This window comes from Candidatus Falkowbacteria bacterium, assembly GCA_018674305.1.
Classification (GTDB): Bacteria; Patescibacteriota; Patescibacteriia; order UBA11705; family JABHMO01; genus JABMRF01.
Genome location: JABHAL010000004.1, coordinates 274,550 through 289,437, shown reverse-complemented (window position 1 = coordinate 289,437; position 14,888 = coordinate 274,550). Strand labels below are relative to the sequence as shown.

The 14,888-nt window shown below is 35.6% G+C and carries 17 protein-coding genes; 2 read left to right on the top strand and 15 right to left on the bottom strand.

The features are described 5' to 3' along the window. Positions 1 to 33: 33 nt before the first annotated feature. The 4 genes from HN643_02600 to HN643_02585 all read right to left on the bottom strand — a co-directional run bounded on the left by HN643_02600 (position 34) and on the right by HN643_02585 (position 2,749). On the bottom strand, positions 34 to 330 hold the full coding sequence (locus HN643_02600; protein MBT7500534.1) for a hypothetical protein: 297 nt from the start codon (positions 328 to 330) through the stop codon (positions 34 to 36). Between the two features lie 155 nt (positions 331 to 485). Further along, positions 486 to 1,115: a ribonuclease HII gene (locus HN643_02595; protein ID MBT7500533.1), complete on the bottom strand. Its 630-nt coding sequence runs from the start codon at positions 1,113 to 1,115 to the stop codon at positions 486 to 488. A gap of 71 nt (positions 1,116 to 1,186) precedes the next feature. After that, positions 1,187 to 1,444, bottom strand: coding sequence for a hypothetical protein (locus tag HN643_02590; GenBank protein MBT7500532.1), 258 nt, complete (start codon positions 1,442 to 1,444; stop codon positions 1,187 to 1,189). 24 nt (positions 1,445 to 1,468) lie between these two features. Then, positions 1,469 to 2,749, bottom strand: a complete 1,281-nt coding sequence (locus HN643_02585; protein ID MBT7500531.1) for a Glu/Leu/Phe/Val dehydrogenase — start codon at positions 2,747 to 2,749, stop codon at positions 1,469 to 1,471. A 65-nt stretch (positions 2,750 to 2,814) separates the two neighbouring features. On the opposite strand from HN643_02585, the gene HN643_02580 reads away from it, so the two are divergent. Beyond that, complete coding sequence (locus HN643_02580) at positions 2,815 to 3,360, top strand: hypothetical protein (GenBank protein MBT7500530.1); 546 nt, start codon at positions 2,815 to 2,817, stop codon at positions 3,358 to 3,360. Positions 3,361 to 3,396: 36 nt separating this feature from the next. Here HN643_02580 and HN643_02575 read toward each other — a convergent pair whose 3' ends face one another. From HN643_02575 to HN643_02545, 7 genes are all read right to left on the bottom strand, one after another. Next, on the bottom strand, positions 3,397 to 3,981 hold the full coding sequence (locus tag HN643_02575) for a hypothetical protein (GenBank protein ID MBT7500529.1): 585 nt from the start codon (positions 3,979 to 3,981) through the stop codon (positions 3,397 to 3,399). Between the two features lie 10 nt (positions 3,982 to 3,991). After that, a complete protein-coding gene (locus HN643_02570) occupies positions 3,992 to 4,960 on the bottom strand; it encodes an FAD-dependent oxidoreductase (GenBank protein MBT7500528.1) in 969 nt (322 codons plus the stop codon). Positions 4,961 to 5,089: 129 nt separating this feature from the next. Next, the gene (gene trxA, locus HN643_02565) at positions 5,090 to 5,407 is read right to left on the bottom strand and encodes a thioredoxin (protein MBT7500527.1); all 318 of its coding nucleotides are present in this window, start codon (positions 5,405 to 5,407) and stop codon (positions 5,090 to 5,092) included. A gap of 124 nt (positions 5,408 to 5,531) precedes the next feature. Beyond that, positions 5,532 to 5,672 (bottom strand): ribbon-helix-helix protein, CopG family, encoded by a 141-nt coding sequence (locus HN643_02560; GenBank protein ID MBT7500526.1) that lies wholly within the window; start codon positions 5,670 to 5,672, stop codon positions 5,532 to 5,534. Between the two features lie 255 nt (positions 5,673 to 5,927). Further along, positions 5,928 to 6,323, bottom strand: a complete 396-nt coding sequence (locus HN643_02555) for a diguanylate cyclase (protein MBT7500525.1) — start codon at positions 6,321 to 6,323, stop codon at positions 5,928 to 5,930. Beyond that, entirely contained in the window at positions 6,313 to 6,678 is a 366-nt protein-coding gene (locus HN643_02550) for a hypothetical protein (protein ID MBT7500524.1), read from the bottom strand. Before HN643_02550 ends, HN643_02555 begins: the two co-directional genes overlap by 11 nt. A gap of 238 nt (positions 6,679 to 6,916) precedes the next feature. Next, on the bottom strand, positions 6,917 to 8,902 hold the full coding sequence (locus HN643_02545; protein ID MBT7500523.1) for a translation initiation factor IF-2: 1,986 nt from the start codon (positions 8,900 to 8,902) through the stop codon (positions 6,917 to 6,919). Between the two features lie 367 nt (positions 8,903 to 9,269). Between HN643_02545 and HN643_02540 the strand changes: the two genes are divergently transcribed. Further along, on the top strand, positions 9,270 to 10,406 hold the full coding sequence (locus HN643_02540; GenBank protein ID MBT7500522.1) for a hypothetical protein: 1,137 nt from the start codon (positions 9,270 to 9,272) through the stop codon (positions 10,404 to 10,406). A 149-nt stretch (positions 10,407 to 10,555) separates the two neighbouring features. On the opposite strand, the gene HN643_02535 is transcribed toward HN643_02540, so the two are convergent. The 4 genes from HN643_02535 to HN643_02520 form a co-directional block, all read right to left on the bottom strand. Beyond that, complete coding sequence (locus HN643_02535) at positions 10,556 to 11,566, bottom strand: hypothetical protein (protein MBT7500521.1); 1,011 nt, start codon at positions 11,564 to 11,566, stop codon at positions 10,556 to 10,558. A gap of 290 nt (positions 11,567 to 11,856) precedes the next feature. Further along, the gene (locus HN643_02530) at positions 11,857 to 12,165 is read right to left on the bottom strand and encodes a hypothetical protein (GenBank protein MBT7500520.1); all 309 of its coding nucleotides are present in this window, start codon (positions 12,163 to 12,165) and stop codon (positions 11,857 to 11,859) included. Between the two features lie 102 nt (positions 12,166 to 12,267). Further along, positions 12,268 to 12,774, bottom strand: a complete 507-nt coding sequence (locus HN643_02525) for a hypothetical protein (GenBank protein MBT7500519.1) — start codon at positions 12,772 to 12,774, stop codon at positions 12,268 to 12,270. 162 nt (positions 12,775 to 12,936) lie between these two features. Continuing rightward, positions 12,937 to 14,874, bottom strand: a complete 1,938-nt coding sequence (locus HN643_02520) for an ATP-dependent metallopeptidase FtsH/Yme1/Tma family protein (protein MBT7500518.1) — start codon at positions 14,872 to 14,874, stop codon at positions 12,937 to 12,939. Between the last annotated feature and the right edge of the window lie 14 nt (positions 14,875 to 14,888).

Genomic DNA, 14,888 nt, shown 5'->3' with positions numbered 1-14,888 from the left:
ACCCCTTTCTGTTAAAAAGGGGTGATTGAATTTCTATTGGTTACTTCCTAGAGCACTGGCTAAGGATCGCAATTTTCCAGAAAAATCCTCAAATTCGGATTCATTTTCCAAACTTGATTGCATTTGACGTAACTTTTCTAGAATCTGTTGATTTTTGTCAGGGGGAATATCATCGAATCTTTCTAGAGTTGCGCAAAAAGCACTAAATACGTTAAAACACTCATTTTTTTCGGCCAATCTCCCCTCTGCAAAATGCTGTTGTGCCTTCAGCAGAGTATGTTCAATGTCGTCAAGAAGAATAAAGTAACCTGGCTTTCCATTTCTAGCCATGGCCCACCTCCAAAAGGGTTAGTTTACTTAAATCAAATAATTCAAGTTATTCATCCTATATTACATTAAGCTGAATTTTTTGTCAATAGCATACTGTCTCCAGTGACTATCAAATTCACTCGAAAAATTTTCGCTATTTAAAACTGATAATCTACCTACTGTTTAGTTTTCTTACCAAATAATTCTATTCTAGCCACTGGTTTAAAACAACGTCGATGAATAGGACAAACTCCATATTTCTCCATATTTTCTAAATGAAGCTTAGTTCCATAACCTTTATGTTTTTCAAACTCATATTCCGGATATTTCCTGGAAAAAGCTTCCATCATCCGATCACGAAAAACTTTTGCTACAATAGAAGCTGCCGCGATTGATATAATAGTTGCATCTCCCTTTTTCACAATTTCACTTGGCGTTTCAAAAGCCAAACCATGCATATGATCACAAGCAATAAAATCAGGTTTGATAGGTAAATGTCTCCAGGCTCTTTTCATCGCAATCTTATTAGCCAAGCCTAAACCATGCTGATCAATTTCACCATGACGAACCAGACCGACTGCCCAAGCTTTAGCCTTGTCCATTATTTCAAACAAAGCCTCCTCTCGTCTCTTAGCAGTCAACTGTTTAGAATCATTGAGTAAAGGAAAATAATCATCCTTGTTTGAATCAAGAATAACCGCGCCAGCCACCAATGGTCCGGCCCAAGGGCCTCTACCAGCTTCATCAATTCCACAAATATACTGGTAGCCTTGATCAATTAAATTTTGTTCGTAAGAATAGTCCATATCATTACGGTACATCATTTTAATTTAAAACAAAAGACCCGAGATAAAACCTCGGGTCTTTATAATATCATTTAGCTCATGTGCTTTGAAACAAGTTTTGTCATTTCAAACATGTTTACTTCTTTTTTACCACCGAAAAGTGGTTTTAGCTTGTCATCAGCAATAATGTTTCTTTTGTTTTCTGGGTTTTGAAGATCATTCTTCTTGATGTAAACCCAAATCTTTTTTACAACTTCGAAACGTGGCATTGGCCCTTTACCAACAACAGCTTCTAATTCAGCAGTAAGTGTTAATGGTTTCATTAATGCTGGATTCAATTTTCTTGCCATAGTGTTTGAAAATTATTAGTTTTCTTATGTATTTATAGTATAGCAAAGTCTTTTCAATCTTTCCAGTGCTCGGACAAAAGCAGCTGTTCTTAAGTCAATTTGCTTTTCTTGGTGAATTTGCAAAGTTTCTTTCCAGGCAGGAATAATAACCTCCTTTAGCTTAGCAAGAACCTCCTCTTCTGTCCAGGAGCTATTATCTAAATTCTGTTGCCATTCAAAATAACTGACAGTTACGCCACCAGCATTAGCCAATACATCAGGCACTGATTTTATGCTATTTTTAGCTAAAATTTCATCTGCTTCTGGAGTTACCGGCCCATTGGCCAATTCAATAATAAACTTGGCTTTAACATTATCTGCATTGTCCTTGGTAATAACATTTTCTAAGGCAGCTGGGACCAAAACGTGCACCTCTAACTCCAGCAATTCACTGTTAGTTATCTCCTTTCCACCCTCAATCTCCTGAATTTGCCCTGTGGATTTCTTTTGTTCAACCACCTTTTTAATATCTAATCCTTCCGAATTATAAATAGCCCCCTTGGAGTCAGATACGGCCACAACTTTATAACCAGCTTCCGCGCAAAGCTCTGCCATGGTCATACCCGCATTACCAAAACCTTGAATGGCGATGGTTGGTTGTAAAGACGAGATTAATCGCGTCTCAACCATTTGTTGTAAGATGTAAAATCCGCCCATTGCTGTGGCACGATCACGGCCCAGACTACCACCTTCATCAATTGCTTTACCGGTAATAACTGCATCAAACTCTTTTTCTTGTTTTTCAGTCAATTCAAAACCGTTTTCTTTAATTATATTTTTTTGATATTCAACAAATGATTCCTTCACCCAACTCATAATCTTTGAATTGGTATAAACGTCTGGAGCTGGCACGTCCACTTTCGGTCCGATGTTAGGAGCTAAAGCTTTACCAAACTCACGACTGAGTCTTTCTAATTCACCTTCACTCAACTCTTTTGGGTTAACGGTAACTCCACCCTTTCCTCCACCCATAGGAATCCCGGCCACTGCACATTTAATTGTCATCCAAAACGCTAAGGCTTTAACTTCGTCCAGATCAACTGTCGGATAATAACGAAGACCCCCTTTGTATGGCCCAGCCCAATTATTATGTTGAACTCGGTATCCTTCAAATATTTTCAAACTATCATCGTCCATTTTTACTGGCACTTTAACTTGCAAAATTCGATCTGGAGTTTTTAGCAATTGAAAAACTTTATTATCAAGATTAATTACTTGAGCAGCTTTTTCTAATTGTTTAATTGCATTTTCAAATGGTGTTGACATAAATTTTAAAATATGATAATTTTATTAACAATGTTCATTATTTCTTTGAAACACGGAGGTTTATAATGGGTAATAAATTAGAGGAATTAGAACTCCAACGAACTGTGCTTGATGCACAAATTCATGATGAAAGAATGAGGCTACTTAAGGATCAAGGTAAAGTTTTTGATACTGTCCTTGCCTTTTTGCAACACTCATTTCCCAACCATGAAGTTATTCAACAAGACAACAAATACTATCTCGACGAAATTATACCAGAAAAAGAAATCTATGTTTCCAAGGGGAAAAAAGCACTGCATGATATTCTCATTATGACCCATCAAATGGTCACCATAATGCAGTCTAAAAAACCTGACGACACAGAAGCAAACCTTGCAGTTGAAAAATCACTTAGAAAGCTACAAGAAAGAACTGGAACAAATCACACAATCTTTGCTCCCCCATTTTATAAATGCAGTACTTGTGGTATTGTTCCTGGCTCACCAGAATCTCGTTACGAAAACACTATTGGAGAGATGCCACTTTCAGGGCATAGCGGGTCAAATCTCCACTGTACAATCTGTGGTGCTTATATGGGAGAGGATAGAGATTCAATTCACGTCTATAGTTAAACAAAATACAAAGTCACTATCAATTAGTGACTTTTATTATTTATACCCTAAACCTGCCAGAAACTTGTTTATTTTTTCACGAACTTCATCGCCTTTTTCACTTTCAATTTGGCTCATAACCATCCCGAACTCTTCAAGGTCAATATTTTGTTTAATTTCTTCAATTTGCATACCATTTTCTAGCAAGCCAAGAACAAACATCACTGAACTAATTCGTTTATTGCCATCCTCACAAGGATGATTTTTTGTTAAACGAAAAACCAAGGTAGCAAAAGCTTCTTTCGGATCTTCAAGATATTCCAAACCTGCAAAACAAGCAGCCAAAAAACGTCCACCTTCTCGATAAGTCATTTGCCAAGCTTCTTCTCCTCCAACTTTTAAAGTCACTTCTAATTCTTTAATCATTTCTTGCAGTTGCATTAAATCATATTCAAATTTAAATTCCCCTCGTTCAACTTCGGATTGTTCGAACTTTAACCCGTAATTTTCAAAATCAAAATCACGTGACTCTTCACCTTCAACCTCACCAAGACCAAGCTGGTGTAAATCATCTTTAAAAGTTTGGGAAATTTTTTGTAAACTTTGTTTTAGGCTTTCTTGTGGTTTAATTGATTCTTGCATAATTCATTATTTACTTTCGCTTAGCTCTATCACTCAAAACATCTCCAATCTCTCTCCCTCTTGAGCGTTGAATGTATACTGCTGCGCCCATAGCTGCCTTGGCGCCGTCACCCGCTGAAATTACAGCCTGTTTGAATGGAGTATCGGTAACATCTCCGGCAGCAAATATTCCGTCAGCTTTTGTTTTGCCTTCATTATCAACAACAACAAAGCCACGTTCGCTAACTTCAACCAATTCAGATAGTCCTTTAATTTGTTTAACTTGACTTTCCCAGCCAATTTCAATAAAAACACCCTCCAGTTCAAGTTCGCTTTTTTCCTTGGTTTCATTATTCATCAATTTCACTTTTTCTAATTTATGAGCACCAATAAATTCTTCAACTTCTATAAAATCTATAATTTCAACATTATCTCTTGCTTTGACTGCCTCAATTAAAGTGTCCTCAGCTCGATACACGTCTCGGCGAATAAACATATAAACTTTTTCTGCCAAATCTGCTAAATAGTCCGCTGCATCAAAAGCAGAATTACCACCACCAGCAACTGCAACCCTTTTTCCTTTGAATAACGGGCCATCACAGGTAGCACAATAAGCCACACCTCTACCAGTTAATTCCTTTTCACCTGGAACACCCAGCAGGCGCTGTTTTAAGCCAAAAGCGAGTATAACCACTGGGGCTTCATACTCTTCCTCCTTGGTTTTAACAACATAGCCAGATTCCTTTTTTTGAATCTCTGTAACTTCAGCAAATTTAATTTCTGCTCCAGACTTTTCAGCATGTTCTTTGAATTTCATAGCTAATTCAGGTCCTTTGATTGACAAAGTTCCTGGGTAGTTTTCAACTTCAGTAGTAATAGCTAACTGGCCACCTACATCTTTAGTTAAAACCACAGTTTTTAATTCACGTCGAGCGGTGTAAACCGCCGCGGACAATCCGGCACAAGCACCACCGATTATAATGACATCATATTTATTCATAAACTCTAAATTCTAATCGCTAAACTCTAAACAAGGCCCAAAACTCAAAATCACTAAATTCATCTCCATATTTGCATTTTGAAAATTTTAATTTGTTTAGGATTTAGGATTTAGATATTAGGATTTAAATTACATTAACGCTTGTAATTTTTCTTTTAGAACATCTTTATTTTGTAAACCATTCATGGTTTCCTTCGGTTCCCCTTTAACAAAAATAATCAATGTTGGAATACTCATTACGCCATACTTTTGAGCGGTTTGATTGCTCTCGTCAACATTTAATTTAAATACCTTTGCTTTAGTGTCCTGCATTTCCTTGGATAGCTCTTCAATGATTGGACCTTGCATTTGACACGGTCCACACCAAGGTGCATGGAAATCTACTAACACTGGCCCCTCTTCGTACTTAAGAACTTCTTGTTCAAAGTTGTTGTCTTTTAATTCCATATGAAATTGATTACTGATTGTTACTGATATACTGATAAATAAATTTAAATAGTAATCACCAACATCAATACAAAATAATTTTTAACTCTATTTTTTCACATCAGTAAATTAGTATTATCAGTACCTATTTACCATTATTCTCTAACCAAAAACGAAGAACATGTCGCATGAATTCACTTTTAGACACAAACTTATGTTTTTTCATTTGTTTTGCTACTTCTTTGCACATCTCTTCTGGCAAAGAAATGGTTACAACACATCGCATAACTATATAATGACCAAATCACAACCACCAAATAATAAACAAATTATAATATTCAATTCACAACTCTCAAAATATTTATAGTTTGGTTATTTTTATTTAGGTAATTGTTTAGGATTTGATTATTGATTATTGGTAATTCCTTCACGCATGGCAGTGTATTACATTGTAATACAATTTTATCATCTTAAAATTATTTGTCAAGAACAGTTGTGAGAAATAAAAAACCCGGAAATTTTTCCGGGTTGGGTCATTTAATTAGCTAGGCTTGAAGACAATTTGATAGTCTCCACTCTTCCCATATACAGACACACAATTCCTACAACCTGCATCCTTGCCATGCTTCATTGCACAAAATGCTTTTTCACGCAGTTGCGGTAAAGTCATATTATGATCATAAGTAGCGATCCCGATGGTAACAGCAATTTTGACCTCGTCGTCCTGCCCACTACCGAAAGCCTGACGATTTATTCTCTTAGAAATTTCCTGCGCTTTCATAATACCAGCTTTTGCATCACAATCAATCAGCGCTACCCGGAACTGTTGACCTTTTCTGGTAACAATGTCACATCCACGAATCTTTTTACTAATAACCATTGCCACGAATTGCAAAATCAGATCGCCAAAATCACTTCCATACTGATCATTGATCATTGATCATTGAGAATCGATCAACATCAATAACTAAAATTGTTAACGACTTCCCCGGAGCTTTCCCCAAACTATTGGTTACACTTTGAAGACTTCGTTGCGCTTGTAAGAAATACTTCTCTAAAATTTTATTGAACAATTTGGATGGCATCAAATCAGTTAGCTGATCTGTTTGAAACTCATCCAGTTTCTCCTTCAATTGCTCAATTTCTGCCAGTAATTCATCTTCCTTGACTCTCATAGAGCCAATCAAGTCATCAGCTTCTTTAAGCTTAGAACTAGTCTTTTTCATCAGTCTTTCAGTTTGCTGATACAATTCATACCAATTAATTGTACCTGTATCTGTAGGATTAGACATTTCACATCCTCCCTGTGTCCATTTAAAGGTCCTTATCAATAAAAGACTTTACCAAAACACTTTAATTTTGTCAAGAGTAACAAAAAAACCCGCGCCCTCACTTGTCGTCCCGGACTTGATCCGGGATCTCATGAATCATCACACAGATTCCGGGTCACGGCCCGGAATGACGGAGGGGAGTGATTAATCAGGAGTAACAAAAAAAACCTCTTGGTTAGGGTTTACTATTTACTATTTACTATAACGATTTAAAAACTTCTTCTTCTTGATAAATATCCAAAATATCACCTTTTTCAATTAAAGGCTGACCTTCAAAGCTAATGCCACATTCTTGACCCTTAACACAATCCTTAACTTCTTGTTTTCCAGCTTGCAATTGAGTCACCTTACCTGAAGTTATAAATTCCTCACCACGTAAAACTGCAACCTTTGAATTTGATTCAACTTTTCCAGAAATAACTTTTCCGCCAACAACCTGCATCTTATCAGCTTTCTTGAATATCTCTATTACTTCTAATTTTCCTAAATCACGTCGAACTACTTCCGGTTTGATTAATTCTTTCAGTCTTTTTTTGACCTCATCAATTAATTCATAAATTATTTTAAAGGTTTCAATTTCAACCTTACTTTCTTTTGCTAAATCAGTAGCTGCTGTTGAAGGCATAACATTGAATCCTAAAATCAATGAGCCAGTTGCTTCTGCACTCTGAACATCACTCTCTGTTATATTTCCCAATCCCTTAGAAACAAATTTAATTTTAATATCTGCATTTTGAATTTTAGTTAATGATTCGATAACTGCTTCCTGTGATCCAAGTACATCGGCTCTAAGAATTAAGTTTATTTGTGTAATTTTTGAATCATCACTACTTTCAGTATCTTCAGCTGAATGTTTAATGAAAGTTTCTTCTTTTTGCATTTTATATGACTTGGCTTTTGCTGCTGATTTTGGATCATCGGTCACTTCTAAGACATCACCAACCTTTGGGGCAATCTTGAATCCTAAAATTTCAGCTGGTACGGAAAGCTTAGCATCTTCGATTTCTTTTCCATGATAATCTCTCAATACTTTAACCTTACCATACAACACACCATCAATAACTAGATGATCACCTACTTTCAATGTGCCGTTACGAACCAATACCGTAGCTACAGGACCTGCTCCTGGATTTACATGCGACTCAATGATACTACCAACAAAATCACCGTCTGGATTGGCACGCAATGTTGCTTCTTCCATGTCCGCCATTAAAATCAAATGGTCCAAAATAGCATCAATATTTTTATTAAACTTTGCAGAAATTGCAATAAAGGCGGTCTTACCTCCCCATTCTTCTGCCACTAGATTATAATTACCTAATTCTTGTTTTACTTTATCTGGATTGGCATCAGGCAAATCAATTTTATTTACAGCTACCAAAATTGGAATTTTTGCTTCTTGAGCAATCTTTAGAGCTTCAACTGTTTGCGGTTTAACACCCTCATTGGCAGCCACAACTAAAACGGCAATATCTGCCACCTTTGCACCACGTGAACGCATCGCAGTAAAAGCTTCATGTCCTGGAGTATCTATAAAAGTGATCATACGACCCTTTTTCTCAACCTGATATGCACCAATGTGCTGAGTAATCCCACCAGCTTCACCAGCAACCACGTCAGTTGATCGAATTGCATCCAATAATTTGGTTTTACCGTGATCAACATGCCCCATGATAACTACAATTGGTGCTCGATGTTTTAGATCCTCTTCTTTTTCAGCTGTTAATTTATCAGAAACTTTCTGAGCTTTATCTAATTCAGTTTTTTCTTCTGCATTAATCTCTGATGATTCATAACCTAAATCAGCTGCCACAATTGCTGCTGTATCAAAATCAATTCGTTGATTCAAAGATGCCATTACTCCATTTTTCATCAATTCCTGAATAACAATCGTTACTGGTAATTTCAATAATTCAGCAAAATCTCTAACTGTTAAGACACCTGGAATTTCAACTTTTTTGTCTAATATTACTTTGCCTTGTTCATCTTTATTAGTAATAGCCTCATAAGCATCTTTCTGTCTTACCCTGTCCTGAAATTCACGCCAAGATCGAATTATTCTAGATGCTAATTTATCATCTACCTTAATTGCCTTTTGACCAATATCAAAACCAATCTCTGGTAATTTATCCCTGAGTTCTTGAGTATTGACTTTTAATTTTCTGGCCAGCTCGGTAATATTCATATAAACACAGATTCCGCTAATCTAACGCGGATAATGCGGATTATTGGCTAAATGTAATTACATTCTAGCAAATCTGCTAAAAATAGTCAATGTTACTATCTATAAACAAAATTCACTTCATCTTGTAGCAAGCTCTTGACAAATATTTACAAATATACTAAGATGTGCGGAAGGGTTGTGGAATAAGCTCTACTTGTAACAATCTCTCTCCTCATTATTAGTAGAGCAAACTGACACAGCCTTTTATTTTTGTTATAATGCAAAGAAGGTAAAAGTCCAAAGGTAAAAATTTACAGTATTATTATATTGTAATGAGTGCCTTATCAAATACTTTTACCTTTTACTTTTATACTTTTAACTAAAAACCATGGAATACTTTTTTATTCTGGGTAATCATCCAGAATTATCTAAATCTGAGATTCAAAGTGTTTTAGAAAAACAAAAAATTTCCTACAGTCAAACGGCTAGCGAAGCTACTTTTTTGATTCTAGAAATTGAACATGATTTAAATGGAATAGAATTTATCAATCAACTTGGTGGGACAATTAAACTTGGGAAAGTTATCGAACAGATCGGCCAACCAACCCCTCAAGCATTGGTTAAGGAAATTGAAATTGATGATAAAAAAATAAACTTTGGCATCAGCGTTTACAATAATAACCTAGATCCAAATAAACTTGGAATACAAATCAAAAGGCTACTAAAAGAAGACGGTCATAAGGTTCGTTTTGTAACTGGGAAAGAACAACCACTAAGTTCAGTCATTGTGAAAAAAAATATTTTGAACAAGCAAGGCACTGAACTTGTTTTACTCAAACATAAAAACCATTTTTATTTAGGTCAAACTCTGGCGGTGCAACCATTTGAACTTTATTCTCAATTGGACTATGGCCGCCCAGCAAGAGACGACCGATCAGGGATGATCCCTCCTAAGCTAGCGCAAATTATGATCAATCTATCCCAGATTGGCAAGGATGAAGCCTTACTGGACCCATTTTGTGGCTCTGGTACGGTTCTACAGCAGGCTTTACTTTCAGATTATCAGAAAGTAACGGGTACTGATGCCAGCAAAAAGGCTATTTCTGATTCCAAGGAAAATCTTGATTGGCTAGCCGATCAAATAGAACAAACTGTCACCGCTACTATTAAACAAGAAAACGTTGTAACCCTAGATAGAGTAATTAAACCTGAATCAATTCAGGCAGTTGTAACTGAGCCCTATCTTGGTCCACCTCTCCGCGGTGGTGAATCACCAGAAAAAATGCAAAGCATAGTCGAAGATTTAACTAACCTATATGCAAAAACTTTTAATTCGTTAAAAAAAGTTTTAGTTAAAAATGGAACAATAGTTATAATCATCCCCATGTTTCAAATGCTTAAAAATCAATACCCGATACATCTAGGAAACATATTACCAAAAGGCTTAGTACTTGAAAATCAATGGCAATATTCTCGACCAGGACAACAGGTAATTCGGAACATTTATAAAATTGTAAAAAAATAAACAACTAAAAAGAATTCCTTCAGGAATTTTTTAGTTTTAAAAAACAAAACTGCCCTTGTTTTGCGGCAGTCTTGTTTTTTGTTTTTGTTTTTGGGAACAGAATGCTCCCTATGATCCCCTCCCAGTGTGGAGGCTAAATGAACATAAGTTTATTTTCGTTTTTTCTTTCGGCCTTTAACGTTTTCAAACCAGCGTTGAATCTTGGACTTTGCATTAGAAGAGTCCAATTTTTCAAACAACAAGGCCCAAGTTCCTAATTGGAAAGAACTCCACCAAGATCCCACAACCAACATAACAGCAATAAAAACTAAAATCATAACTATCATTAAAACTGCAGGTATAATTTTTGCGCCAGTAAACAGGAATAAAACATAAATGACAAAAATTGGAGAAATAACTATGAAGTTGGCAATGAAAAACAAAATTCCAACAACAATATTCAAAATAAATAGCAAGAATCCCATTTCCAAATTCAACATTACATTCCTAGTAAATAATTTCCAAGCATTTTTAAGGCCTCCCCATGGTCCCTGATTTCGCAAAATAATATAAGCTGTACCATAAATAGTTAGGAAATAAATGATTATTCCCAAAATCACAAAAACTATAAATGACAAAACATAAATGAAAATATTAAACGCTGAAGATGCAAACACAATTAACGAAGCTAAATAAGCCAAGAATATCAGAATCCCTAATAAAAACACTTTAGTGATCACATTTAATTCAAGAATCGGCCAGAATTTTTCAACACCAACATGAAACGCATTTTTCAGCTTTACTTTTTTATTTTGATCAATACCAATAACTCCAGCGATCAATGCACCTTGTCCAATCACTCCAATAGTGATTAGAATTGCTATCAAGCAAATCATTACTATCATATAGAACATACTCATGCCAAAAGCTGAAGGATCTGTCTGCCACAAGGCTGACAACTTGGCCCAAGAAAACATGCCAAATACTCCAGATTCCACATACTCACGAAATGTAAAAAACACTGAGCGACCTTCTGAAATATTATTAAACCCACGAAGCAAAGCTTCATAAACACTGCCATTCCCAATTATAGCGGCAAACAAACCAAGTAACCACAACCACTTGTTTCTCAAGTTTATTTTCCAAGCATTAGTCAAAATTGAACGATAAAATTTTTCCATATAAAATTAAAAAGGGATAAAGGGGATAAAGGAGATATATTAATACCTTTATACCTCTTTTTTAAATTACAAAATTAAAACCCAAAATTATTAATAAAATTTTGCATTTATATTATAGCACATTTTGTGCGTTTACTGAAAATATTGTGTGGCTAATTATCAACAAGGACGGATTACTGATTTGTACGAATATACAGAGCTACAATAATCATCTTTATTAATCCGTACATCCGTACAAATCCGTAATCCTTAATAAAAAAAGCCCTGATTAGATCAGAGCTGTTGCTATCTCATTGTAAATAATCACATACCTCTTTTTGATAATTGTGATCATCCTTGAACAAAAGAGCAATCAATTCCTCTTGCATATGAGGATGGATGCTCAGTTCAGGCTGAAAAACTCCATTAAACAAAACCGCAAACTGTTTAGAAGAAATTGCATCTGAAAAAGATCCTAGTAATTCTAAACGATCTACTAGATCTAAACAAGCCTGTTTAATTATCTTCTTGTGTGTGTTAAAAAGCTCCCTCCACCACTGGTCTCCGTTAAACCATTCGTCTAGGTTTTTCAATCGCCAAAGTATATCCTGAGTTTTCACGAGAGCCTCCTTCGTTAACTAAAGATATTTTATTACACTTTCATACTAATGTCAAAATTTTATCCAAATAAAAAATCGGCAATGCTTTGCCGATTTATTTTTTTAAACATCATGTTCACGACCATGCGCAATACAATATCCATTAAAACCACTTTGCCTTCTTTTTTGACAACCCTTTTCTTTACATGGACCAGTAGATCTTTTCGTAATTCCATACGCTCGTCCGTGAGCAACACAATATCCATTAAAACCACTTTTCCTTCTTTTCTGACAACCCTCTTCTTTACATAAGATGCTGCTTATTTTCGTAACTCCATACTCTCGTCCGTGAGCAATACAATATCCACTAAAACCACCTTTCTTTCTTTTCTGACAGCCCTTTTCCTTGCATTCAGGATTAGATTTTTTTGTAATCCCATATTCACGACCATGCGCGATGCAATAGTTTTCAAATCCAAAAACTGCTACTTTTTTACAACCTATTTCTTTACATTCAGGATTAGATTTTTTTGTAATTCCCTGTTCACGACCATGCGCCACGCAATAACCGAAAAAACCATTTTGCGATTGCTTTTGACAATCCGGTTCATTACATTTTTTATTTCCCAAAGATATCCTCCTTTTCAGTTAAATGAACATCAAAATACATTAACTAAAATTAATCCTATTGTCAAGCATACTAATACTTTTAAATAATAAAACAAAAATAGGCACCTCCCCACAAGAATGCCTATTTTCTATACTGAACTTAACGAATCCATCCCGGGAACATTAAGCTTTTTCTTTATCTTTTTTTATTTCCTTTTTTTCCTCGGATTCATCTGAAGAAGTTGCTTCTTTATCTTCTTTGTCCTTCTTATCTTTTGAATCTTTAGGGGCAGGAAGTTTAATTCCATCAACCAAAAACAAGAATTCGTCTTTTTCTATTTTCTCCTTTTCTAATAATTCGTTTACTATTTTCTCCATTTTATCCTTGTTTTCAGAAATTACCTTCTCTGCTGTTTGAGCTGCTTGTAAAACTAGCTTGTCTATTTCACTATCTATTTGTTCAGCTACTTTTTCTGAATAATTTCTCTTTTCTGAAATTTCTCTACCCAAGAAAATCATTTCGTCTTTATCACCATAGGTTCGTGGAGCCAGATCATCACTCATACCATATTGGGTAATTAAACTGCGCGCTAAATCTGTTGCTCGCTGAAGATCATTTGAAGCTCCAGTTGTAACCTCACCAAATTCAAGTTTTTCTGCCTTATGACCAGCCAAAAGCACTGCTAAATTATCAATGTACTCTGATTTAGAATGTAAATATTTATCTTTCTCAGGTAAATTCATTGTATAGCCAGCTGCTCGACCACGAGAAATAATAGATACTTTGTGAACAGGGTCTGAATTAGGCAGAATATGTGATACTAGAGCATGACCAGCTTCATGAACTGCAGTTACCTTTTTTTCCGCAGCAGACAAAATATGACTTTTTCTCTCTGGACCTAACATAACCTTTTCAATACTCTCTAGCAATTCTTTTTGATCAATCTTTTTCTTGTCCCTGCGTGCTGCTAAAATAGCAGCCTCGTTAAACAAGTTTGCCAAGTCTGCACCAGAAAAACCTGGTGTGCGCTCAGCAACTCGTCGCATGTCTATATCTTTTGATAAAGGTTTTTGTTTAGAATGTACTTTTAGAATTTCTTCACGATCATTTATATCTGGCAATTCTAATATCACCCGCCGATCAAATCTTCCTGGTCGAAGCAAAGCTGGATCAAGCACATCTGGGCGATTCGTTGCGGCCATGACAATGACATTAGCGTGTGGATCAAAGCCATCCATTTCTACTAAAATCTGATTCAAGGTTTGCTCACGCTCATCATGAGAACCTCCTAGTCCTGCACCACGTTGTCTACCGACCGCATCAATTTCATCAATAAAAACTATACATGGTGAATTCTTTTTGGCCTTTTTGAATAAGTCTCGTACACGCGAAGCACCAACACCGACGAACATTTCTACAAATTCAGATCCTGAAATTGAAAAAAATGGCACATCTGCCTCACCCGCAACCGCTTTTGCCAAAAGAGTTTTACCCGTTCCAGGTGACCCCATTAAAAGAACACCTTTAGGAATTTTAGCACCTAAGGTGGTAAACTTTTTAGGGAATTTCAAAAATTCAACAATCTCTTGAAGTTCTTCTTTGGCTTCCTTAACACCTGCTACATTCTTAAATGTAACTTTATCTTTACCTGATTGTTTAACCTCTCGCGCTCGACTCTGACCAAAACTCATGGCTCGACTATTAGCACCCTGAACTTGACGTAGCATGTACCAAAGAAACACTCCGATAAACAGAAGCGGAATTAAAAATGGTAAAATAGCTCCCATCCAGTATTTAAAACCACTTTCGTCTTTAACTTCAATGGCAAATTTCTTCATCTTGTCTTCCGAAATACTAAAATTATTTAATAACTCTGACAATGACTCAGAAGTTTCTTTTTTTAATTCTTGATTTGTACCATCTAGTAGGGTTATCTTTAACATGTCTCCCTGAACATCAATTTTTTGCACTTTTTCTTCATTAATCTCCTGTACCATTTTCTGAATATCAATCTTACCAACCTCTTTTTCTGATACATTATACAAACTAAAAATACTTGCAATAAACAGGAATACAATTAGAAACAAAACTAGATTTTTTATAATACCGTATTTGTTCATACTTTCTAAATACG

Coding starts and splice junctions, on each gene's coding strand:
- HN643_02595 (MBT7500533.1), bottom strand. CDS start 1,115: ATGGACTATTCTTACGAACAAAATTTAATTGATCAAGGCTACCAGTAT.
- HN643_02555 (MBT7500525.1), bottom strand. CDS start 6,323: ATGATCAATGATCAGTATGGAAGTGATTTTGGCGATCTGATTTTGCAA.
- HN643_02550 (MBT7500524.1), bottom strand. CDS start 6,678: ATGTCTAATCCTACAGATACAGGTACAATTAATTGGTATGAATTGTAT.
- HN643_02520 (MBT7500518.1), bottom strand. CDS start 14,874: ATGAACAAATACGGTATTATAAAAAATCTAGTTTTGTTTCTAATTGTA.
- HN643_02560 (MBT7500526.1), bottom strand. CDS start 5,672: ATGCGATGTGTTGTAACCATTTCTTTGCCAGAAGAGATGTGCAAAGAA.
- HN643_02535 (MBT7500521.1), bottom strand. CDS start 11,566: ATGGAAAAATTTTATCGTTCAATTTTGACTAATGCTTGGAAAATAAAC.
- HN643_02540 (MBT7500522.1), top strand. CDS start 9,270: ATGGAATACTTTTTTATTCTGGGTAATCATCCAGAATTATCTAAATCT.
- HN643_02545 (MBT7500523.1), bottom strand. CDS start 8,902: ATGAATATTACCGAGCTGGCCAGAAAATTAAAAGTCAATACTCAAGAA.
- HN643_02575 (MBT7500529.1), bottom strand. CDS start 3,981: ATGCAAGAATCAATTAAACCACAAGAAAGCCTAAAACAAAGTTTACAA.
- HN643_02585 (MBT7500531.1), bottom strand. CDS start 2,749: ATGTCAACACCATTTGAAAATGCAATTAAACAATTAGAAAAAGCTGCT.
- trxA (MBT7500527.1), bottom strand. CDS start 5,407: ATGGAATTAAAAGACAACAACTTTGAACAAGAAGTTCTTAAGTACGAA.
- HN643_02580 (MBT7500530.1), top strand. CDS start 2,815: ATGGGTAATAAATTAGAGGAATTAGAACTCCAACGAACTGTGCTTGAT.
- HN643_02570 (MBT7500528.1), bottom strand. CDS start 4,960: ATGAATAAATATGATGTCATTATAATCGGTGGTGCTTGTGCCGGATTG.
- HN643_02600 (MBT7500534.1), bottom strand. CDS start 330: ATGGCTAGAAATGGAAAGCCAGGTTACTTTATTCTTCTTGACGACATT.
- HN643_02590 (MBT7500532.1), bottom strand. CDS start 1,444: ATGGCAAGAAAATTGAATCCAGCATTAATGAAACCATTAACACTTACT.